Origin of the sequence: Nonomuraea sp. NPDC050643, from assembly GCF_040654715.1 — a bacterium.
Classification (GTDB): Bacteria; Actinomycetota; Actinomycetes; order Streptosporangiales; family Streptosporangiaceae; genus Nonomuraea.
This window is the reverse complement of sequence record NZ_JBFAIM010000169.1, coordinates 1-1960: the sequence shown is the minus strand read 5'-3', so window position 1 is coordinate 1960 and position 1960 is coordinate 1. Positions and strand designations below refer to the sequence as shown.

2 protein-coding genes are annotated in these 1960 nt (G+C 71.6%); both read left to right on the top strand.

What is annotated here, in order from left to right; translation table 11 throughout:
• A partial coding sequence (locus tag AB0I15_RS66735; protein WP_358121152.1) for a phosphopantetheine-binding protein occupies positions 1-639 on the top strand: 639 nt, incomplete at its 5' end.
• Positions 636-1960 (top strand): condensation domain-containing protein (locus AB0I15_RS66730; protein ID WP_358121149.1); only part of this gene is annotated, 1325 nt, incomplete at its 3' end. The genes AB0I15_RS66735 and AB0I15_RS66730, both read left to right, overlap by 4 nt.

Genomic DNA, 1960 nt, shown 5'->3' with positions numbered 1-1960 from the left:
TACAAAACCGGCGACCTCGCCCGCTGGCTACCCACAGGCGAACTCGAATACCTCGGCCGCACCGACCACCAAGTCAAAATCCGCGGCATGCGCGTGGAGCTGGGCGAGGTCGAAGCCGTCCTGCGTGAGCGGCCCGGCGTCACGGGGGCGGCGGTCAAGCTCGTGGACGGCCGTCTGGTCGGATACGTCGTCGGTGACACCCCCGACCTATCCGACCTGCTGCCGGATTTCATGATCCCTACGGCGTGGGTGCGGCTGGACCGCCTGCCCGTCACCCCCAACGGCAAGCTCGACCGCGCCGCCCTCCCCGCTCCCGGCCGCCCGGCCGACCTGCCGTGGGAGCCGCCACGCGGCGAAGCGGAACGCGCCGTCGCGCAGGTCTGGCAGGAGGTGCTCGGCCTCGACCGGGCCGGCAGGAACGACACCTTCTTCGCCGTGGGCGGCGACTCGATCAGCAGTCTCAAGGTCGTGGCCCGGCTGCGCGCCATGGGCTACGGCGTGGAGCTGCAGCACCTGTTCACCCACCAGGCGGTCGCCGAACTGGCCGCCGTCCTGCGGCCGCGGCAGGCCGTACCGGAACCCACGGCGGGAGCTTTCGACCTGCTCAGCCCGGCGGACAGAGAGAGGCTCACGCGATGATCATCGACGCCTACCCGCTCAGCGCGCTTCAGGCCGGGATGCTGTACCACAGCGAGCTGGACGGCGTGACCTTCCATGACCACACCACGCTCACGCTGCGCGGCACGTTCGACGAGGCGGCGCTGGTCAGGGCGCTGGACGAGCTGTCGACACGGCACGAGGTCCTGCGGACCTCCTTCGACCTGACCGGGTTCAGCGAGCCCGTCCAGCTCGTGCACGACCGCGCGGAGATCCCGCTGACCGTCTCCGACGGCGAGCCGGAGTACGGGCCGTTCGACTGGACGCAGGCTCCCCTGCTTCGCGTCCATGTGCGGCCCGATGCCGGCAGGTTCGCGCTGACCGTCTACTTCCACCACGCGATCCTCGACGGGTGGAGCGTCGCGACGCTGGTCAGCGAGCTGCTGGCGCGCTATGCGACACCGGGGCTGCCGGTGGGACCGCCGGGGGCGCGCTTCCGCGACCTGGTGGCGGCCGAGAAGGCCATGCTCGCCCGGCCGGAGGCGGCGGAGTTCTGGCGGGAGGCGATCGCCGGGGCACCGGAGGGCCGGCTGCCCCGGATGCCCGGCTACCCCACCGGCGGACCGCGTAAGGTCGAGGTCCTCGCCGCGCCGCTCCCTGGTGACCTGGCGAAAGAGCTGGCCGAGGAGGCGGCCGTCGCCCGGGTGCCCCTGCGCTCGGTGCTGCTCGCGGCGCACGTGCGCGTCATGGCGCTGCTGACCGGCGACCCGGACGTCCTCACGGGGATGCTCACGCACAGCCGCCCGGAGAGCGAGGCGGGCGACGAGGTGCTCGGCCTGTTCCTCAACACCGTTCCGCTGCGTGTGCGCGCCGACGCTCCCGAACTGGTGCGGCGGGTCTTCCAGGCGGAGGTGGCGGCGCTGCCGTACCGGCACTTCCCGCTCTTCGAGATCCAGCGGGCCAGCGGTCGCGCGCGCCTGCTGGACACGCACGTGGACTTCCGCGACTTCCAGGTGTCCGCCGGGGCCGCCACGCCCATCGAGGGCCAGGACTTCTTCGAGCAGACCGACTTCGCCTTCAGCGCGGCCTTCGTCCGGACACCTGGGCAGGGACTGACGCTGACCATCTCCTACGACACCACGCAGTTCCCCGCCGACCAGATCGCGGCGATCCGGGACCACTACCTCCGGGCGTTGTCAGGAAATACTGGCATCTCGCCGCAGGACACGGCTCTGCTCGCGCTCTGGAACTCCACCACACGCGACCACCCGGGCGGGACCCTGCACGAGCTGGTCTTCGAGCAGGCCGAGCGGACACCGGAGGCGACGGCCCTGGTCTTCGAGGGCGACCGGCTGACCTACCG